Consider the following 17,116-nt stretch of genomic DNA (forward strand, 5'->3'; position numbering starts at 1 on the left):
TTCTTGGGCAAGCAAGAAAGTACCTCGCGGTGCGCTCGCGAGAGAGCGCGTGGCAGGCGGCCGGACGAAGCCACCGTAAACACCGAGCGCTGAACCATGGCCAGCCAGCAACCGGCAGGCGTCGGACCCGAGCCACCGTAAACACCAGCGACGAACCGGGGCCAGCCCGGGCCTAATGGCAGTAAGTAGGGGTCGGGCGGGTGCCGGTGGGGTTAGAAGTTTTCGGTGGAGGTGAACAGGCCGACGCGGAGGTCGTGGGCCTCGTAGATCGGGCGGCCGTCGACCTTGACGATGCCGTCGCCGATGCCGAGGACCAGCTTGCGCGAGATCACCCGTTTCATGTCGATGTGGTAGGTGACCTTCTTCGCGGTGGGCAGGACCTGGCCGGTGAACTTGACCTCGCCCACGCCGAGGGCGCGACCGCGGCCCGGGTTGCCGAGCCAGGCCAGGTAGAAGCCGACCAGCTGCCACATCGCGTCGAGGCCGAGGCAGCCGGGCATGACCGGGTCACCCGGGAAGTGGCAGGCAAAGAACCAGAGGTCGGGGTTGATATCCAGTTCGGCGATCATCTCGCCCTTGCCGTACTGGCCGCCGTCGCTGTTGATCTCCAGGACGCGGTCCATCATCAGCATGTTGGGGACCGGCAACTGGGCGTTGCCGGGGCCGAACATGTCGCCGTAGCCGCAGGCCAGGAGTTCGTCGCGATCGTACTGATTCTTCTGCATGGGAGCGCCGCTCGGGGAAAAGGCCGGTATTGGACCGAAACCCGCGCGCAAAAGCAATTGCGGCGGGCGTGGTGGCGCTGACGGGCCGGTCGTCAGGCGTCGGATGGATACCGTAGCAGTTCCGCGAGGGTGAAGAAGCGATCGCCGCGCAGGTAGCCGGCCTGGATGTCGGCGGTCAGGGCCGTCGGGCGCCCCTTGCCGTCGCGTTCGGAGACCCAGGGCGCGGGCACGGTATCCAGGATGTGCGTGCAGGCCAGGCGCCCGTCATCCAGATGGCTCGCATGGACCTCGCCGGTGCGGCGGTCGCGGAAGGCCGGGAGCCAGCCGGCGGTGAACCCGGCATCCAGCCAGGCGGGGTTCTCGGTGCGGGCCGGTGCGGGTGTCGGCAGGAGGTCGAGGCTGAGCATCGCGAAGTCTCCGGGGATTTAATCCGGATATCGGCGCCGGCGCCGCAAACTTGAGTACGGATCCCTCCGCGCGCCGGCAGGCGTGGAGGCGTTGCGACATAATCGGAGCGCGAAGGCGGAGGTCCGAGTTGCGCTGGAGGGTGCGGGCACCGACCATGCCGTAAAACAATAAGCAAGGGGTCGTCGTGGCGGTCACTGTAATGCTGTGGGTAGTGGGGGTTGTTGTCGCGATTATCGTGCTCGATCTGGCGCGACGGCCGCTGCGGCGATTGCTGGTGGGCCTGACGGGTGGGATTACGCGCCTGGTCTGTGCCCTGCGGCGCCAGGTGCTGCATCTGCGCGATGCGGCTCAGCGCTGGCACCAGGCGCATCTGGCGAGGCTGGAGGCGGAGCGCGTCCATGTCGCGGTGCATGCCCTGGAGCGACGCTACGCTCGGCTGGTGGGCCATGATCTGGCCGAGATCCCCGATCTGCGCCAGCAGGTCCACGAGACGCTGCGCCAGCTGGAGGACGCCTACGCCCGCGACGAGGGGCGCTTGTCCGCCGAGCCGGGCTGGGTCAGCCGGCTGGAGGCGCTGGTGAGCACGCCCGTCGGCGAGAGCCCGCAGGGGCAACGTCTGGCGCAGGACATGCAGGAGACGGTGCTGCGCATCGCTCGCCTGGGTATGGAGGAGCACCGCCAGATGGCCCGTGGCCTGTTGTCGGCGCGCCGCCGCATGGAGGCCCCGTTGCACGAGCTGACCGGGCGCCTGGAGCAAGTTCACCGGCGACTGGCGGACCTGCAGCGCCAGGGGGAACGTCTCGACAACGGTTTGACTCGTTGCGAGAGCCGTGACCATCCGGCGCACCGACAGTGGCCGGCGTATGCCCAGGCGGGTAGCCAGTGGCTGCTGGGCGCAGCCGGACTGGCGCTGACGGCTGTGGCAGTGATCGTGTACCAGCGCCTGTTCGACCCGGCCCTGGGCTCGCAATTTCCGGCGTCCATGGAGGCCGGCGGCGTCGCCTTCCCGGATCTGGTGGTCGTGATCCTGTTGGGGGCGGCCGCGGTCTGTGGCTGGCTGCTGGCCGAGGCGCGCGGTGTCTCGCGGCTCTTGCCACAATCCCTGATGGACGGCAGCGAGGGCGTGCGCCGCGCCCTGGTGGTGGTGGCTGCGGTGGCATTGGCCGCACTGGCGCTGGTCTCCGGGTTTGGCGGTTTCCACCTGGAGTGGGTGGCTTATCGCCAGGAAATGGTCGATACCCTGCTGGCAGGGGGCGAGGCACCCCCGGTGACGCTGGATCTGTTCGAACAGTCGGTGGGGGCGATCCTGGGGCTGGTGATCCCGCTGATCGTGGCGCTGGCACCGATCTGGCTGGTGGGCGTCCTGCAGGCGACCCGAGTGATGCTGGGTGGGCTTCTGAGCTTGCTGCTCGCCGTGCTGGCCGGGGTCCTGTACCTGCTGGCGGTGACGGCGGCGCAGATCCGCCGACTGGCGCCGATGGCGTTTGATCTGCTCACGTTTCCGTCGCGGGTAGTGCGCGAGCAGTTCTTGTAAGGCTCGCGGCAATCGTTATGTGAACTCGATCAACCCCTGGCGTGGCCTGGCACGCGCTGCGCGGATACCGCTGTAGAATGCAGCGCCGTTGATCCCTGACGAATCAAGAGATGGCAGAAGACATGACGACGAATGGGTGGCCGATGCGCGTGGTAGTGCTGGTTCTGGGCGGATTGCTGATGGTGGCCTGGGGCGGCGCGGCTGCGCAGCAGACCCGGTACGTCAGCGAGGAACTGGAGGTTGGCGCACGGGGTGGTCCGTCGAACCAGCACCGGATCGTGAGTGCCGTGCGCGCCGGGCAGCCGCTGACGGTGATGGAGCAGTCCGGTGACGGCTGGAGCCGGGTGCGCCTGCCCAGCGGCAACGAGGCCTGGATCCTGACCCGCTACCTGCAGGACGAGCCGCATTCGCGCGAGCGCCTGGCCGAAGTCGAGGCCGAGCTGGCCGAGATCCGCTCCGGGGCGGATGACCAGGAGGGCCGGATCGCGGAACTGCTGGATCGGCGCAATGCGTTGACCGCGGAACGTGACGAACTGCAGGCGCAGCTCGCGGAGATGGAAACCGAGCTGGAAGAGCTGCGTGATATCGCCTCGCGGCCGCAGGAAATCCAGCGCGAGAATCGCCGCCTGGAAGAGAACCTGATCGATGCCCGCGACTCCGCCGACGAGTATCGCCGTCAGGTCGAGGTGATGCAGGCGGACAGTCAGCGCAAGTGGTTCATGACCGGAGCACTGGTCACGGTTGGTTCGGTGATTCTCGGGATCGTGCTTACGCGGATTCCCACCCGACGCCGTCGCAGTGAATGGAGCTGATACCGGGGGTCTTGATCGGCGCTTTCCTGAGACCGGTTCTTCTCGTCTGAAAAGGCCGCTGTCAGCGTGTCTTTCGGGGCTTGCGCGAGGAACGTCACGTTTCTTGCGCGGCCTCGGCCGAGTCGGTAGGCTTCCGCGACCGATTTGACCCTGGTGCGCCTTGATCGGCTCGCCCCGTCAGGATCGGAAGGACCCTCACATGCGCGGTCGCGGCCGCGTGCCTTGGCCCGGAACTGAAAGGACTGAGCTGACCGGATGCTGTACGCAATTCTGTCAACGTTCCTGGTGGCGGCGTTTGCGCCCACGATCCACCGCCTGACCGGCCGCACCAGTGGCTGGGTGCTGGGCCTGTTGCCGGCCGGGCTGTTCGTCTATTTCCTGAGTTTCCTGCCGGCGGTTTCCAGCGGCGAATCCATCGTGCTGGCCTGGCCCTGGCTGCCGGGGCTGGATATCCAGCTCTCGTTCCTGGTGGACGGCCTGTCACTGCTGTTTGCGTTACTGATCTCGGGTATCGGTTTCTTCATCGTCACCTACGCCGGGCGCTACCTCGAGAAGGATCGCGATCTCGGCCGTTTCTACGTGATTCTGCTGGCTTTCATGGGGTCCATGCTGGGGCTGGTGCTGGCGGATAACCTGATCGCGATGTTCGTGTTCTGGGAGCTGACCAGTATCACGTCCTACTTGCTGATCGGCTACAACCACGAGAACGCGGACGCCCGCAAGTACGCGCTCCAGGGTCTGTTCGTAACCGTCGGCGGCGGTCTGGCAATGCTCGCCGGCGTCATCATGCTGGCGATGGCCGGTGGCTCCTACGAGATCTCCGAGATCCTCTCCAACGGCGATGTGGTGCGCGAGCATGCGCTGTATCTGCCGCTGTTGTTCCTGATCCTGCTCGGGGCCTTCACGAAGTCGGCACAGGTCCCGTTCCATTTCTGGCTGCCGCGCGCGATGGCGGCGCCCACGCCGGTCTCCGCCTACCTGCACTCGGCCACCATGGTAAAGGCCGGCATCTACCTGCTGGCGCGCCTGAATCCCTCGCTGGGTGGCACGGATGTCTGGTTCACCACGCTGGTGTTGGTCGGCTCGGTGACCATGTTCACCGGTGTGTTCCTGGCCTACCGCTCCACGGGCGTGAAAAAGGTGCTGGCGTATTCCACGGTGATGGCGCTGGGCACCCTGACCATGTTGATCGGTATTGGCACCGAAACCGCTCTGATGGCGGCGATGGCCTTCCTGCTGGCGCATTCCCTGTACAAGGGCGCGCTTTTCATGGTCGCGGGCATCCTGGATCACGAGGCCGGGGCCAAGGACTTCCTGCAGACCGGCGGACTGCGCAGCACGCTGCCGGTGACTGCGGCATTCACGGTCCTCGCGGCACTGTCGCTGGGGGGCGTGATCCCGCTGTTCGGCTTTGTCGCCAAGGAGCTGATGCTGGAGGCGGTGCTTGGGGCCCCGGGGCTGGTCGGCATCCTGACCCTGCTGGCGGTGCTGACCGCGATCCTCGGGGTGGCGGTCGCCGCGATTGTCGGCATCCGGCCGTGGTTCGGGCCGAAGACGGACACGCCCAAGACCCCGCAGCACGACGCCCCGGTGGCCATGCTGGCGGGCCCCGCGGTGCTCGCGAGCCTGGGCCTGATCTTCGGCCTGGGGCCGGGGCTGGCCGACGAGGGCCTGATCAACGCGGCGGCGGCCAGCGTGCAGGGCGCGCCGGTCGACGGCTATCTGTCGCTGTGGCACGGCCTGAACTGGCCGCTGGCGATCTCCGCCTTCAGCCTGTTGGCCGGTGGGATTCTCTACTGGCGCTGGGAACAGGCGCGCCGCGCGCTGGCCTGGGTCGATCGCGCCGCCGAATACGGCCCGGAGAAGGGCTATTTCAAGATGATGGACGGCCTGGTGTGGCTGTCCGAATGGCAGACCCGAGTGCTGCAGAACGGCTATCTGCGCTATTACGTGATCGTGATCGTCGTGGTGACCGCGGGTCTGGTCGGGGTCACCGCCCAGCTGTTCGAGGTCGGCGTCGGGTCGCTGAATCTCGAGCGCCTGAAGGTCCACGAGATCGCCATCCTGGCGGTCCTGGTGGCCTCCACGCTGTTCGCGGTGCTGACCCGCTCGCGACTGGGCGCAGTGGCGGCCCTGGGCTCGCTGGGCTTCACCGTGGCGCTGGTCTACGTGCTCTACAGCGCGGCGGACGTCGGCATCACCCAGGTGCTGGTCGAGACCCTGACCGTGATCCTGCTGGTGCTGGTGCTGTTCCGGCTGCCGGGCTTCCTGAACCTGTCGTCCACCGCGCTGCGCCTGCGTGACGCCGGGATCGCGCTGGTGATGGGCGGCATGATCACGCTGCTGATCCTGAGCACCGTGGATGCGCGGCTGTTCGACTCCATCTCGCAGTACTTCATCGACGAGTCGGTGCCGTCCGGTTACGGCCGCAACATCGTTAACGTGGTGCTGGTCGACTTCCGTGCACTGGATACCCTGGGCGAAATCTTCGTGCTGGCGCTGGCGGCGATCGGGGTGTACGCGATGCTTCGTTTCCGCGCGGAGGACCGCCGATGAACATGCATTCCCTGATCCTGCGCACCGCGGGACATTTCCTGCTGCCGCTGCTGCTGCTGTTTTCCGTGTTCCTGCTGCTGCGCGGGCACGACGAGCCGGGCGGCGGTTTCATTGGTGGACTGGTCGCGGCGGCGGCGATCCTGCTGTACCTGTTTTCGATGGATACCGAGTCGGCACGCAAGGTGCTGCGGGTGGACCCTCGGGATCTTCTGGGTGCCGGCATGGTGCTGGCGGTGATCAGTGCCATTCCCGGCGTGTTTCGCGGGCAGGCCTTCTTTACTGCCCAGTGGTGGGAGTTCACTGCGCCGATCTTCGGCGAGATGAAGCTCTCGACCGTGCTGATCTTCGATATCGGGGTGTACCTGGTGGTCATCGGCTCGGTGCTGACCATCATGCTCAACCTCGCGGAGGCGGAGGACTAATGGAAGTCGTCATGGCCTTCGTGGTCGGCGGTCTCTATGCCGCGGCCATCTACATGATGCTGCGCCGCTCGATCGTGAAGCTGGTGATCGGCCTGGTGCTGCTGTCGAATGCCGCCAACCTGCTGATCTTTACCGTCGCCGGCATGACATCGGGCGCGCCGCCACTGATCTCCCCCGGGGACACGGTGCCCGAGGGGGTCGCGGCCGATCCCCTGGCGCAGGCCGTGGTGCTGACGGCGATCGTGATCGGTTTCGGGGTGCTGGCGTTCGCCGTGGTACTGATCCACCGCGCCTACGAAGTGGTGCAGGCCGATGACATGGATCAGATGAAGGACACCGATCGATGATGATGTCCGTGGCCCTCCCGATCATCGTGCCGCTGCTGGTCGGTGCGTTGTCGGTGATGTTGTGGCGTTCGCACTTCGCGCAGCGGGCCCTCGGTGTGCTCGGCACCGGGCTGATGCTGGCCGTCAGCGTGTGGCTGCTGGCGGATACCTGGGAGCACGGGCACGTGGTGATGGAGATGGGCTCCTGGCCCGCGCCATTCGGTATCGTGCTGGTGTCCGACATGCTGGCGGCGATCATGGTGGTGCTGACCGGCATCATCGGGTTCGCCACGGCGATCTATTCGCTCTCCGGCATTGGCAAGATGTCGGAGAAGTTCGGATATTACCCGCTGCTGCATCTGCTGCTGGCGGGGGTGAATGGCGCGTTCCTGACCGGCGACATCTTCAACCTTTACGTGTGGTTCGAGGTGATGCTGGTCGCCTCCTTCGCGCTGCTGATCCTAGGTGGGGAGCGCGCGCAGATGGAGGGGGCGATCAAGTACGTCACCCTGAACCTGCTGTCGTCGATGATCTTCCTGACCGCGATCGGCCTGACCTACGGGCTGACCGGCACCCTGAACATGGCGGATATCGCCGACAAGCTGTCCACCGTCGAGGACACCGGTCTGGTGACCGTAATCGCGATGCTGTACCTGGTCGCGTTCGGGGTGAAGGCCGCGGCGTTCCCGTTCTTCTTCTGGCTGCCGGCGTCCTACCACACGCCGAAGGTGGCGGTCTCGGCGCTGTTCGCGGCGTTGCTGACCAAGGTCGGGGTCTACGCGCTGTACCGCGTGTTCACGCTGATCTTCAATCAGGAAGTCGACTACACCCACGAGATCCTGCTGTGGGTCGCAGCGGCGACCATGCTGACCGGCGTGCTCGGGGCGGCCGCGCATTACGAATTCCGGCGCATCCTGTCGTTTCACATCATCAGCCAGATCGGCTACATGATCATGGGTCTGGCGCTGTTCACGCCGCTGGCCCTGGTGGGCGGGGTGTTCTACATCATGCATCACATCATCGTGAAGGCGAATCTGTTCCTGATCAGCGGGATCACGTTCGTGATGAAGGGCACCCACGAGCTGAAGCTGATGGGCGGGATCTACCGTACGCATCCAATGCTGGGGGTGCTGTTTCTGATTCCGGCCTTGTCGCTGGCGGGGCTGCCGCCGCTGTCGGGTTTCTTTGCCAAGTTCATCATCATCCGCGCGGGCATCGAAGCCGAGGCCTACTGGGTGGTGGCGGTCGCGCTGGTGGTGGGTCTGCTGACGCTGTACTCGATGATCAAGATCTGGGCCGAGGTGTTCTGGAAGGCGCAGCCGGAAGGGGTCGAGGGCGAGACGCTTGACGTCACGTCCGGCCCGATGATCTGGATGTGGGTCCCGGTGATCATGCTGGCGCTGATGACCGTGGCCATCGGCCTGTACGGCGAGCCGATCTACCAGATGGCTTTGATGTCGGCCGAGCAGTTGCTGGATCCGTCGCAGTATATCGAGGCGGTACTCGGGGAGGCCCGCCAATGATCGCGCTGACCTGGAACATCGCGCTGGCCCTGATCTGGGTCTTTCTGACCGGGACGTTTACCACCGGCAATCTGCTGGTTGGATTTTTCCTGGGCTACGTGCTGCTGGCCTTTGCCCTGCGTGACAAGCCGGGGTTTGCCAGCTACGCGCGGCGGGTGCCGAAATTCATCGGGTTTATCGGGTTTTTCCTGTGGGAATTGTTCCTGTCGAACCTCAAGGTTGCCTACGACGTGATGACGCCGACTCACCACATGGTGCCGGGCGTGATTGCCTTCCCGCTGGATGCCAAGACCGATGGCGAGATCACCATCGTCGCCAACCTGATCTCGCTGACACCGGGGACGCTGAGCCTGGACGTCTCCACCGACAAGAAGGTGCTGTACATCCACGTGATGTACCTCGAGGACCGGGATGCGGTGATCCGCTCGATCAAGTACCTGGAACACCGCGCGCTGGAGGTCCTGCGCTAGGCGCGGGGAGGTCCGATGTTCGATATCGCTATTATTGCTTCCAATGCGTTGCTGAGCCTGGCCCTGGTGCTGGGGTTCTGGCGGCTGTACCTGGGGCCGACGCTGCCGGATCGCGTGGTGGCACTGGAGTTGATTGCGTCGCTGACCATCGGTTTCATCGCGGTCTACGTGATCTCCAGTGGCCGCACCCCGTTCATCGACGTGGCCATGGTGCTGGCGTTGACCGCGTTCCTGGCCGCAGTGGGCTTTGCCCGTTACCTGGAGAAAGGGGGGCACCGGGACGATGACTGAGTTCTTGACGGGGTTGTTTCTGGTCGTCGGGGCCGCGTTCATGGTGGTCGCGGCGCTGGGTCTGGTGCGCATGCCCGACCTGCCGATGCGCCTGCATGCCACCACCAAGGCCGGTGTGCTGGGGGCGGGTCTGATGATGGTCGGCGTGGCGGTTTACTTTGGCGACGGCGGGGTCACCACCCGCGCGGTGGCGGTGATTGGCTTCCTGCTGCTCACCGCACCGGTGGCCGCGCACGCGATCGGGCGCGCCGGCTACTTTGTCGGGGTGCCGCTGTGGGAGCACAGCAAGACCGACGAGCTGAAGGGCCGCTACGACGAGAAGAATCACACCCTGGCCTCGCCCCCGGAGATGCAGGACGCGAAGCAGGACGACGACGTCCCGCGCGCGTGAGCCCGCCGGCGCTCGTGCGCGGATAGCCGATCATCCGGGTAGGGGACATGACGGCGCGCCAGACACGAAAAAGCCGGGGCGCAAGGCCCCGGCCATGGGTACGGTCGTCGGAGAGACGATCGTGCCTGAATAGCGGCCCTCAGGCCGCGTGGGTTTCCTTCGCCTCGCGGGCGGCCCTCGCCTGTTCCGGATCGTAGGCTGCGCCGGACCAGAGCATCTCGTAGGCGATCTCCTCGTTTCCGTTCTCGCACAGTTCCAGTACCTGCTGGAACAGGGGCTGGAAGGTCTCGCTCTGGTGCGACGCTTCGTGTTCGTCGAAGCTATTCCAGAAGGTGATGATGAGGGCTTCCTTGTCCTTCATGGGGCTCTCGACCGCCTGGCCGATGGTGGAGCCTTCATTGGAGACGGAGCCGGAGTTCAGCGCGACAAAGCCGCCGACGAAGCCGGTATCCGAGTGATAGGTCTTTACGTTCTCGCACAGGACGGCCACACGTTCCTGCAGATCGTCGATGGTGTATTCCGGCTTGAGGATCACGCGGTTGATGGTGACGACACCGTCGGCCGGGAAGTTGTTGATCAGTTGGCTCATGACGTTCTCCTGTTGCAGGGGAAGTGTGCCCGAAGGCACGGGTTGCTCGTTAAGTTAGTAAGCAACTTCTAATTGAAGTTCCCGAGTAAACTACTCAGGAATAGGCGAGACCCCAAAATCACCCAGAAACCGGAGGGCCCGATCCAGCGCGCCCCTGGCGGTGGGAGGATTCCTCCGCGGCCAGATCCGGGTCATCACCGGACTTGCGTGCGATCCCTGGGTCATCTATCGTTCATTCCAATGAATATTGGAATGAACACTGTGTCCGGACGTGAACTCAAGGATCTGCTGTACGAACAGGTGGCCCGCATCGCGCGCGCCGCGGCCAGCCCGAAACGCCTGGAACTGATCGAGGTGCTGGTGCAGGGCGAAAAGAGCGTCGAGCAGCTGGCTGCGGATGCAGAGCTCAGCGTGAAGCTGACCAGTGCCCACCTGAAGGAGCTGCGCCAGGCGCGGCTGGTCGAGGCCCGGCGCGAAGGGCGCCATATGTTCTATCGCCTGGTGGATCAGCATGTCGCGGATTTCTGGGTAATGCTGCGCACCCTGGCGGAGGAGCGCCTGCTCGAATTGCAGGCCGCGACCCGCGAAATGGCCGAGGGCCCTGGCGAGCTGGCCCCGATGGCGGGCCCCGAACTGCTGGAACAGGCGCGTCGGGGCGATCTCATCGTTCTCGATGTGCGTCCCGGCATGGAATACGCGAACGCCCATCTGCCGTATGCCCGATCCATCCCGATCAGCGAGCTGCGCAATCGGCTCGGCGAGCTGCCGACCGACCGACCGGTGGTGGCTTATTGCCGCGGTCCCTACTGCCTGATGGCCAGCGAGGCTGTAGAGATCCTGGCCGCGCACGGGTTCCAGGCGACCCGCTTCGAGGATGGCGTCGCCGAATGGCGCTATCAGGGTCTGCCCATTACCCAGGACTCGGAATCCAACTAACCCAGGGAGAGACCGGAAATCGGTCCAGGAGGCACGTCATGTTTTTCCATCAGCTGCCCACGCGGGAATCGTCGTTGTCCTATCTGTTCGGCTGTGGATCGCTAGGGAAGGCGATTGCCGTGGATGTGGTGGACGGCGATCAGGACTGGTTTCTGGAGCGGGCCCGCGAGGTGGGTGTCGCGATCACCCACGTGATCGATACGCATATCCATGCCGACCACTATTCCGGCGGCCGTGATCTGGCAAGGCGTGCCGGAGCCGAGTACTGCCTGCACGCGTCGGATCGCTCGGTGGTCGAGTTCGACTTCCACGCGCTGGAGGATGGCGAGCGGATCGCGGCCGGGAATGTCGAGGTCAAGGTGATCCATACTCCGGGCCATACCGAGGACAGCGTGTGCCTGCTGGTTACCGACAAGCGTCGCGGCGATCAGCCCTGGTTCGTGTTGACCGGCGATACACTTTTTATCGGAAGCATTGGGCGCCCTGACCTGGCGGGGCGCGAGCGGGAGATGGCCGGGCGCATGTTCGACAGCCTGCAGCAACGCCTGTTGGGTCTGCCGGACGAGCTGGAGATCTACCCGGGCCATTATGCCGGGAGCGTCTGTGGCGCAGGCCTGTCCGGCAAGCCCTCGTCCACCCTGGGCTTCGAAAAGCGCTTCAACCCGGGGCTTGGGATCCGCGACCGCGAGGCGTTCGTCGATTTCCTGACCCAGGACATCCCGCCGCGTCCTTCGGGGATGGATGCCTACGTTGCCGCGAACATCGCGGCCTGATCGGAAACAAGAGGGACTCGCCATGACGGACCATCACAAGGCCGCGGAGGCCTATGCCCACCTGACGCACGGGATCCGGGAGAACCTCGGGCAGTTCGGTCAGCAGCTGATCCAGGTTTTCTTCGTCGGCCTGACGATCGGGATGATGCGCACGGTCGTGCCGGCCCTGGCGGAGAGCGAATTCGGGGTGGCCGAGGGCTCGTTCATGCTGCTGACCGCGTTTGTGGTCGCCTTTGGCGTGGTGAAGGGGGCGCTCAATTTTGTTGCCGGTCGCCTGTCCGAACGGCTGGGCCGCAAGACCGTCCTGATGCTGGGCTGGGTGGCGGCGATCCCGATCCCGTTCATGATTCTCTACGCGCCGTCCTGGAGCTGGATCGTGGCCGCGACCGTGCTGCTGGGCGTGAACCAGGGCCTGGCCTGGTCGATGACCCAGACGGCCAAGATGGACATCACCCGTGCCGATGAACGCGGTTTCACCATGGGGATGAACGAGTTCTCCGGCTATGTCGGGGTCGCAGTGGCGGGGATCGTGACGGGCTACATGGCTGCAGCGTTCGGTCCGCGCATGGGGCTGTTGATTTTTGGCCTGGTAGTGATCGCGCTGGCGATCGTGCTGACGGTGCTGTTTGTGCGCGAGACCTTGGACTGGGCGAAGGCCGAGGGTGCGCGGCATGCCGCGGGGCAGTCCACTGGGCCCATCCCGCGGTATTCGAAGAATATCTCCGATACGCCCAGCACCTGGGAGGTGTTCACGCTGATGTCCTGGCGCGACCGGCGCATGGCCGCGTTCAGTCAGGCGGGGCTGGTCGAGAAGTTCGTGGATGCGCTGGTGTGGGTGTTCTATCCGGTGTTCCTCTACCAGCAGGGACTCAGCCTCGCGGCGATCGGCTGGGTGGTCGGGATCTACGGGTTTGTCTGGGGCGGATCGCAGTTCCTCACCGGCCGCCTGTCGGACCATATTGGCCGCCGGCAGCCGATTATCTGGGGCATGTGGATCTGCGGCGGCGGGGTGGCCCTGACGCTGCTGGGCGAGGGCGTGCTGTGGTGGTCGTTCGCGGCGGCGGTGACCGGTCTCGGCATGGCGCTGCTGTATCCCAACCTGAGCGCGGCAGTGGCGGATATCGCGCACCCGAACTGGCGCGGTTCGGCGATCGGGACCTACCGTTTCTGGCGGGATCTTGGCTACGGAGTGGGGGCCTTCGGGTTGGGCATCGTGGCCCATATTGGCGGGTCGGTGGTCTGGGGCTTCTGGTTCGTGGTGATCGCGATGTTTGCCTCCGGCGCCGTGGTCTGGTGGTGGGGCGAGGAGACGCATCCGCGCCTGAACCCCGACGACGATTAGGCGTATGGCGGCTCGTCCGCCGGGCGCCGCTACCAGCGGCGCTTGTCCCACATCTCCGGGTTGGCCCAGAAACGGGCGTTCAGCCAGTCGGGGGTGAGCTTGTAGTCGTACAGGCTGGTGCGATAGACCGTGTGATCCGGCGCGGCCGCCTCGGCCTCCGGGTCGTGGCGGAAACCGAGGGCGAGGAAATCGTTCAGGCCCCAGCGTTCGTCGTCCCGGCGGTGCAGGATCAGCACCTCGTCGGCCCAGCGGTCGCGCAGCCCGCCCAGGAGTTGCTGGCCCGTCGTGACGTCCAGTGCGCTCAGCGTATCCGGCAGCAGGACCAGCGGCACGCGCGGCCTGGGCGGGTGCTCGAGAAATGCCGCGACGCTCTCCTGCTCCACGCCCGGAGGGCTTTCCTGGCTATCCGTGTCGGCCACAAGCAGGACGGTCCGGCCGTCGCGCAGGCGCCGCGGCAGGTGGCGGCGCAGGGCATCGATGTCGATCAAGCGGTACCTCCCCGGTGGTCTTGGTCGCCCCGTCCCGGGGCCGCGTTCGTTATACTCTAATGTACTCCCACTTCTACTGCGGACCCGTCAGAAGGAAGCCTCTCCATGTCCAAGGAACTGCTGACCGAATTCCTCTCCAAACACCCGATCTCGGCGTCGCTGACGCCGGCCGAGGTCGAGATCCTTCTCGAATACCTGGAGGTGCTGGAAACCCACCACAAGCAGGTGATCGCCGATATCGGCGAGGTCGGGGAGTCGTTGTTCTTCGTCGTCAGCGGGACCGCCGCGCTCTACCATGACGACGGCAACCAGGAGATCGAGGTCGGTCGCATGCAAACCGGCGAGCTGGCCGGGTCCATGTCGTTCTTTGACCGCGTGCCGCGCGGCGTGCGCATGCGCGCCCTGAGCGACAATACCCGCCTGCTGCGTCTTTCGCGCTCCATGTATGACCGCCTGCGCGTCGAGCAGCCGTACATCGCGGTGAACCTGCTGGAATTCGCCATCATCAGCCTGGATCATCTGATCCGCCGGGTCTCCGAGGACGTGGCGACGTACGCCCACTACCTCTATTCCCCGGGCAAGAAGTAGGGCGGATCGCAGGCGGAGAGCGCCGTGCTCGCGTCCCTGCAGACGGTTGCCGAATACCTGTTGCTGCCCCCGGGGCTTGGGATCGCGCTGACCCTGGTCGGGGGCGCCTTCTGGCGCGCCGACTGGCGCGGGGGGCGGCCGTTATTGGCGATCGGTCTGCTGGCGCTGGTGCTGCCAAGCCTGAATGTTGTTGCCCAGCCACTGGCGCACGCCATCGAGCGCGATCTGCGCGATGCCGTGGTGGCGGTGGGGCGGGCCGATGCCATCGTGGTGCTGGGCGGCGGACGTTGGCCCGGACGCGGCGAGGACGGCGGCCGCGATGCCCTGAACCCCCAGACCCACGAGCGTCTGCGCCATGCCGCCCGGCTGCACCGCGACACCGGGCTGCCGCTGCTGGTCTCGGGCGGGCGTCCGGGCGCGTTGCCCGGGCGGCGCTCCGAGGCCGAGCTGATGGCGGCCACCCTGCAAGCCGATCTGGGGGTGCCGGTGCGCTGGCTGGAGAGCACCTCGCGCAACACCTGCGAGAACGCCACGCACACCCGCCAGCGCCTGCAGCAAAGCGACGTGCAACGGGTGCTGGTGGTAACCCAGGCCCTGCACATGCCGCGTGCCCTGGCCTGCTTCGAACGTGCCGGCCTGGCGGCCGACCCGGCACCGACCGGCTTTCGCGGCCCCACGGGCGATCCCCGGCGGGTCGAGGACTTCCTGCCGACCCTCGAGGCCTTGGAGACGTCGCGCTTCGCGATGCGCGAATGGCTGGCCCGCCTGGCGCGGCCGCTACGCGACCGTCTGCCGGAGCGGGGCGACCCGGCCTGATGCTCGCGCTGCGCCGTGCACCGGGCTTGTATGGCGCGGCGGCCGGGCTGGTGCTCTTTCTGCTGGCGGGTGTGGCCGTGGCCGCGGATGCGGAGGCGGAGTTCGATGGCGGCATCCAGCTGGATCTGCGGATCGAATCCCTGTTGCGCGACGATCTTGACGCGCATGGCCTGAGCACCCGTGTGCAATGGACGCGCGAAGGCCTGTCCCTGGCGATCCGCGCGGATCGCGTCGAACTCCCCGAGCCCATCGGGGCCCTGCAAGACCTGCGTGTGGAATGCAGTGATCTGCAGGTAAGTCGTGCCGAGGTCCGCTGCGATACGGCGCGACTCTGGGGTGATGCCGGGGATCTGCACCTGCGGGGTGCCCCGGTAGGCCTGTATTGGGGGCGCGAGACGGGCGCGCTTGCGCTGGCGGGTGCGTGGCCCGGTTGGTTCGGGGCGCAGGGCGATTTCCACGTGCGGCTGGATCCCGCCCGCGGCTGGGATGTGCGGGCCGATTTCGCGGGGATCAACCTGGCGGCCCTGGCCGGTTCGGCGCGCCTGCCAATGGAGTTGCCCGTGCATCTGGGGCAGGGCACGGCGGATCTCGCGCTGCACTGGCGTGAACGCAGGCGTTCCGAGGTCACCCTGACGGTGCATGATCTCGCATTCAGCGACGATCTGGGCCTGCAGGCTGGGGAAGAACTGGACGGTCGGCTGCGCCTCGCGGGTGATGCCGACGGCTGGGATGTTGATCTGGCACTGACAGCGGGTGTGGTGTTCGTCGATCCCTGGTTTGTCGATCTGGATGCCGAGGGTCCGCTGACCCTGGACGCCCGCGGGGTGGTGGTGGACGGCGAGAGCCGAGCGGTGCGAGCGGAGTCGCTGTCACTGGATTATGGCGAGGCGGCCTCGCTGCAGGGACAGGGCCTCGCCTTCGCGCCCGAACGTGGTCTGGATGGCCAGTTCCGGGGTGAGGTCGGGGCACTTGGCGTGATCTACGAGACCGTGCTGTCGCCGTGGCTGGTGGGGACAGCCCTGGGCGAACTGGATGCCGCAGGGCGTATGACCGGCGAGGTCGAGATGCAGGCCTCCGAGCCGCACTACGCCCGGCTCGAATGGTCCGGGGTCGAGGCCCAGGACCGGCGTGGGCGTTTTGGTGTGAGCGGTGCGCAGGGCGAGCTGGACTGGTCCGCCACCGTGCCGGGTGGCCCCGGCCGCATCGGCTTTGATGCGGCCCATCTGTACGGCCTGCCGTTCGACGGGTTTTCCGCCCGGGTGCGTGCGCGGCCACAGGGGCTGGAATTGCTGGAGGCGACCGAGATCCCGATCCTCGATGGGGGCCTGCGGGTCAGGGCCTTCAGCGTGCAGCAGACGGAGACGGGGCCGGACGTGCAGTTCCAGGGGGGGATTCGGGCGATCAGTCTGGAGTTGCTGACCGACGTGTTGGGCTGGCCTCGCTTCTCCGGTCAGGTCGCCGGGATGATCCCGCGGGTGCGCCTGGAGGACGGTGATCTGAACGTGGATGGGCGGCTGCTGGTGCAGGTATTCGATGGCGAGGTGGTGTTGCGCGATGTCTATATTCACGATCTGTTCGGGTACGCACCGGAACTCGGGCTGTCCACGCAGATCCAGCGCCTGGACCTGGAACTGGTCACGCGGGCCTTCGATATCGGCCGGATCCAGGGACGGCTGTCGGGGCACGTGAACGACCTGGTGATGGTGGACTGGTCGCCGGTGCACATGGACCTGGAGCTGATGACACCAATGGACGATCCGGGACGGCGGCGCATCAGCCAGCGGGCGGTGGAGAACATCACCGAGCTGGGTGGCGGCCTGCAGGCGGCGGCCTCGTCGATCTTCCTGCGCGTTTTCGAGAACTTCAGCTATCGCCGCCTGGGCTTTCGCTGCGAACTGCGCGGGGACGTGTGCACGGCCTCCGGGGTGGCAGACCGCCCGGACGGCGGGTTCGTGCTGGTACAGGGCGGTGGCCTGCCGCAGATCGAGGTGATCGGCTACAACCGCCGGGTGGACTGGCCGGAACTGATCGACCGCCTGGCGACGATTCAGGGCGGCGAGGGGCCGGTCGTGCAATGAGTCAGCCGCGGTGTTTGGTTACGGTTCAGGATGATGGTGTAGATTGGG

Annotated in this window: 19 protein-coding genes; 15 read left to right on the forward strand and 4 right to left on the reverse strand. The window is 66.1% G+C overall.

What is annotated here, in order from left to right:
• Nucleotides 1-212: 212 nt before the first annotated feature.
• Together fabA and B0684_RS05640 are read right to left on the reverse strand one after the other, a co-directional pair.
• On the reverse strand, nucleotides 213-725 hold the full coding sequence (gene fabA / locus B0684_RS05635) for a 3-hydroxyacyl-[acyl-carrier-protein] dehydratase FabA (RefSeq protein WP_018146069.1): 513 nt from the start codon (nucleotides 723-725) through the stop codon (nucleotides 213-215).
• A 92-nt stretch (nucleotides 726-817) separates the two neighbouring features.
• Nucleotides 818-1,132, reverse strand: coding sequence for a hypothetical protein (locus B0684_RS05640; protein ID WP_018650345.1), 315 nt, complete (start codon nucleotides 1,130-1,132; stop codon nucleotides 818-820).
• A 200-nt stretch (nucleotides 1,133-1,332) separates the two neighbouring features.
• Here B0684_RS05640 and B0684_RS05645 point away from each other — a divergent pair, with 200 nt between their 5' ends.
• The 9 genes from B0684_RS05645 to mnhG all read left to right on the forward strand — a co-directional run bounded on the left by B0684_RS05645 (nucleotide 1,333) and on the right by mnhG (nucleotide 9,458).
• Nucleotides 1,333-2,667 (forward strand): hypothetical protein, encoded by a 1,335-nt coding sequence (locus B0684_RS05645; RefSeq protein WP_018169433.1) that lies wholly within the window; start codon nucleotides 1,333-1,335, stop codon nucleotides 2,665-2,667.
• A 110-nt stretch (nucleotides 2,668-2,777) separates the two neighbouring features.
• Entirely contained in the window at nucleotides 2,778-3,479 is a 702-nt protein-coding gene (locus tag B0684_RS05650; protein WP_018650344.1) for a TIGR04211 family SH3 domain-containing protein, read from the forward strand.
• Nucleotides 3,480-3,734: 255 nt separating this feature from the next.
• Nucleotides 3,735-6,035 (forward strand): putative monovalent cation/H+ antiporter subunit A, encoded by a 2,301-nt coding sequence (locus B0684_RS05655; RefSeq protein WP_018650343.1) that lies wholly within the window; start codon nucleotides 3,735-3,737, stop codon nucleotides 6,033-6,035.
• Entirely contained in the window at nucleotides 6,032-6,457 is a 426-nt protein-coding gene (locus tag B0684_RS05660) for a Na+/H+ antiporter subunit B (protein ID WP_018146064.1), read from the forward strand. Before B0684_RS05655 ends, B0684_RS05660 begins: the two co-directional genes overlap by 4 nt.
• A complete protein-coding gene (locus B0684_RS05665) occupies nucleotides 6,457-6,804 on the forward strand; it encodes a Na+/H+ antiporter subunit C (RefSeq protein WP_018146063.1) in 348 nt (115 codons plus the stop codon). The genes B0684_RS05660 and B0684_RS05665 overlap by 1 nt, the downstream gene beginning before the upstream one ends.
• Nucleotides 6,801-8,306 (forward strand): Na+/H+ antiporter subunit D, encoded by a 1,506-nt coding sequence (locus B0684_RS05670; RefSeq protein ID WP_018146062.1) that lies wholly within the window; start codon nucleotides 6,801-6,803, stop codon nucleotides 8,304-8,306. The genes B0684_RS05665 and B0684_RS05670 overlap by 4 nt, the downstream gene beginning before the upstream one ends.
• Entirely contained in the window at nucleotides 8,303-8,776 is a 474-nt protein-coding gene (locus tag B0684_RS05675) for a Na+/H+ antiporter subunit E (RefSeq protein ID WP_018650342.1), read from the forward strand. The genes B0684_RS05670 and B0684_RS05675 overlap by 4 nt, the downstream gene beginning before the upstream one ends.
• Nucleotides 8,777-8,791: 15 nt before the next feature.
• Nucleotides 8,792-9,067 (forward strand): cation:proton antiporter, encoded by a 276-nt coding sequence (locus B0684_RS05680; RefSeq protein ID WP_018146060.1) that lies wholly within the window; start codon nucleotides 8,792-8,794, stop codon nucleotides 9,065-9,067.
• Nucleotides 9,060-9,458 carry a monovalent cation/H(+) antiporter subunit G gene (gene mnhG / locus B0684_RS05685; protein WP_018146059.1) on the forward strand — a complete coding sequence of 133 codons (399 nt, stop codon included), beginning with the start codon at nucleotides 9,060-9,062 and terminating at the stop codon, nucleotides 9,456-9,458. Before B0684_RS05680 ends, mnhG begins: the two co-directional genes overlap by 8 nt.
• 139 nt (nucleotides 9,459-9,597) lie before the next feature.
• On the opposite strand, the gene B0684_RS05690 is transcribed toward mnhG, so the two are convergent.
• Nucleotides 9,598-10,047, reverse strand: a complete 450-nt coding sequence (locus B0684_RS05690; RefSeq protein WP_018146058.1) for a hypothetical protein — start codon at nucleotides 10,045-10,047, stop codon at nucleotides 9,598-9,600.
• Nucleotides 10,048-10,299: 252 nt separating this feature from the next.
• Here B0684_RS05690 and B0684_RS05695 point away from each other — a divergent pair, with 252 nt between their 5' ends.
• The 3 genes from B0684_RS05695 to B0684_RS05705 are packed head-to-tail and all read left to right on the forward strand — an operon-like array spanning nucleotide 10,300 to nucleotide 13,098.
• The gene (locus B0684_RS05695) at nucleotides 10,300-10,983 is read left to right on the forward strand and encodes an ArsR/SmtB family transcription factor (protein WP_018650341.1); all 684 of its coding nucleotides are present in this window, start codon (nucleotides 10,300-10,302) and stop codon (nucleotides 10,981-10,983) included.
• A gap of 38 nt (nucleotides 10,984-11,021) precedes the next feature.
• On the forward strand, nucleotides 11,022-11,756 hold the full coding sequence (locus B0684_RS05700) for an MBL fold metallo-hydrolase (RefSeq protein ID WP_018650340.1): 735 nt from the start codon (nucleotides 11,022-11,024) through the stop codon (nucleotides 11,754-11,756).
• A 22-nt stretch (nucleotides 11,757-11,778) separates the two neighbouring features.
• Nucleotides 11,779-13,098, forward strand: coding sequence for an MFS transporter (locus B0684_RS05705; protein ID WP_018169439.1), 1,320 nt, complete (start codon nucleotides 11,779-11,781; stop codon nucleotides 13,096-13,098).
• A 29-nt stretch (nucleotides 13,099-13,127) separates the two neighbouring features.
• Here the strand turns inward: B0684_RS05705 and B0684_RS05710 are convergent, their stop codons facing one another.
• Nucleotides 13,128-13,586 (reverse strand): DUF6231 family protein, encoded by a 459-nt coding sequence (locus B0684_RS05710; protein ID WP_018650339.1) that lies wholly within the window; start codon nucleotides 13,584-13,586, stop codon nucleotides 13,128-13,130.
• Between the two features lie 105 nt (nucleotides 13,587-13,691).
• On the opposite strand from B0684_RS05710, the gene B0684_RS05715 reads away from it, so the two are divergent.
• From B0684_RS05715 to B0684_RS05725, 3 genes are read left to right on the forward strand one after another with little or no spacing between them, the layout of a single operon-like run.
• On the forward strand, nucleotides 13,692-14,174 hold the full coding sequence (locus B0684_RS05715) for a Crp/Fnr family transcriptional regulator (RefSeq protein ID WP_018146053.1): 483 nt from the start codon (nucleotides 13,692-13,694) through the stop codon (nucleotides 14,172-14,174).
• Nucleotides 14,175-14,198: 24 nt separating this feature from the next.
• Nucleotides 14,199-14,990: a YdcF family protein gene (locus tag B0684_RS05720; protein WP_018650338.1), complete on the forward strand. Its 792-nt coding sequence runs from the start codon at nucleotides 14,199-14,201 to the stop codon at nucleotides 14,988-14,990.
• Entirely contained in the window at nucleotides 14,990-17,068 is a 2,079-nt protein-coding gene (locus tag B0684_RS05725) for a hypothetical protein (RefSeq protein ID WP_018650337.1), read from the forward strand. The genes B0684_RS05720 and B0684_RS05725 overlap by 1 nt, the downstream gene beginning before the upstream one ends.
• The last annotated feature ends 48 nt before the right edge of the window (nucleotides 17,069-17,116 follow it).

It is taken from the genome of Thioalkalivibrio versutus (assembly GCF_001999325.1).
In the GTDB taxonomy this organism is placed as follows: domain Bacteria; phylum Pseudomonadota; class Gammaproteobacteria; order Ectothiorhodospirales; family Ectothiorhodospiraceae; genus Thioalkalivibrio; species Thioalkalivibrio versutus.